Genomic DNA, 1,770 nt, shown 5'->3' with positions numbered 1-1,770 from the left:
GGGTGATCTCCCAGGTGGAGAACAGGCGCAGCTCCTTGCGGCCCTCCTCATTGAGGCCCCGGCTGGCGAGGTCGGCGCGGCCTTGCGCACAGGCGCTTGCAATCTCGGCAAAACCTGCGGTGCTGGTGGGGGCATCAAGCTCTGCCAATGCGGCGTCCGGGTCGATGCTGAAATAGGGGGGGAGGCTGCTGCCTGCCTTGTGGATATCTCTGGCCATGAGGATCTGCCTGCTGTCCTTGGACCTCTGCGGCCCAGCTCATGTGAAGTGCTTATGGTTCTGCTCTGCAGCCCCTATGTGCTGCCTTTTGACCAGAATACCCAAAAACACGGCACATGGAAGAAAAATGCGCATCCCCCTTGGTTTTTCTAAGCAAATCCAGCGGTTGCGGCAGGGGAAAGCGGGGGTGTTTCAGGGCGTGCAAAAAATTCTGCCCTGTTAAATATGGGTTATTTATTAGTTACAGGGGAAGCGTGACTCGCGCAAAGCCCTTTTTTCATGGGGGATCGGGGCAGATTCCGGGGGAGGGATGACTCTGAAACCCCGTTGAAATGACTCCGAACCCCCGATCAGACGATTCCGAACCCCCGTTGCGGGGGCATGTGGATAACCCTAGGGTGAGTGTAATCAAAACCACGATAAACGAGTCGCACGGGATCGGCAGAATTCCGGCGGCGTGCAGAGCAGATACGGGCAGGCAGATGGCAGCAGAGCTGACAGCGGAAGGGATTCCGCCAGAGGGGCAGGGGGACTTTTTCCTCTGCGATATCTTCGGGGCGATCCCCAAGAACGACCTGGCGTCGATGGAGCATCCGCTGTTCAGTTTGGGCACCCGGCCGGACCGGCGCATTCTGAACTACCAGCACAACGGCGCCGAGATCACTGTGACCCCTTCGGTCAAGGGGCTGGCGACGATCCATGACAAGGACATCCTGATCTTCTGCATCAGCCAGCTGATGGCGGCGCTGAATGCCGGGCGGCAGGTGAGCCGGGTGCTGCATCTGAAGGCGCATGACCTGCTGGTGGCCTGCAACCGCGAAACTTCCGGCGATGCCTACCGGCGCCTGCGCGAGGCGTTCGAGCGCCTCGCAGGCACCCGCATCACCACCAATATCGTGACCGGCGGCAAGGAGGTCACCACCGGCTTTGGCCTCATTGAGAAATGGGAGATCGTGCGCAAGGCGCCTGCCGGCAAGAAGGGTGCCGGCAAGATGGTCAGCGTCGCGGTGACGCTTTCGGACTGGCTGTACCGCGCGGTGTTGTCGAAGTCGGTGCTGACGCTCAGCCGCGATTACTTCCGCCTGCGCAAACCCCTGGAGCGGCGGATCTACGAACTGGCGCGCAAACACTGCGGGCGGCAGAACAGCTGGCAGGTCTCGGTGGAGACCTTGCTGAAGAAATCCGGCTCCGCCAGCCCGCGCCGGGTGTTCCGCAAGATGATCCGCGACATGATCGAAGCGCAGCCCTTGCCCGATTACGCGCTGGAGGAGCTGGAGGGTGATATCATCCGCTTCAGCCAGAAGACGGCAGTGACCGAGGCGGTGCTGAATGCGCCCAGCCTGAAACCGCAGACGCTGGAGGAGGCGCGCGCGCTGATCCCGGGTGCCGATGCCTATGCGCTGGAGGCGGAATGGCGCGCCATGTGGGTGCGGTCCGGCAGCCCGCGGCTCAGGATGCCCGATGCGGCGTTTCTGGGCTGGGTCCGCAAACGCGCCGCGGAATAGGCGGCGGCCGCCCCCCGGGACTCACCGGGGAATTGGGTATTTAAGACC

General features: G+C 62.3%; 1 protein-coding gene and 1 pseudogene. One reads left to right on the top strand and one right to left on the bottom strand.

From position 1 onward, the window contains the following. Nucleotides 1-217: pseudogene (locus tag GC1_RS21790) on the bottom strand (AAA family ATPase); the annotation flags it as partial. A 482-nt stretch (nt 218-699) separates the two neighbouring features. Here GC1_RS21790 and GC1_RS21785 point away from each other — a divergent pair. After that, the gene (locus tag GC1_RS21785; protein ID WP_019294842.1) at nt 700-1,722 is read left to right on the top strand and encodes a replication initiator protein A; all 1,023 of its coding nucleotides are present in this window, start codon (nt 700-702) and stop codon (nt 1,720-1,722) included. The last annotated feature ends 48 nt before the right edge of the window (nt 1,723-1,770 follow it).

This window comes from Leisingera sp. ANG1 (assembly GCF_000203975.2).
Taxonomy (GTDB): Bacteria; Pseudomonadota; Alphaproteobacteria; order Rhodobacterales; family Rhodobacteraceae; genus Leisingera.
This window is presented reverse-complemented; position numbering and strand designations above follow the sequence as displayed.

Excerpts from the sequence above, each read along its gene's own strand:
- GC1_RS21785 (WP_019294842.1), top strand. The coding sequence starts at position 700 with ATGGCAGCAGAGCTGACAGCGGAAGGGATTCCGCCAGAGGGGCAGGGG.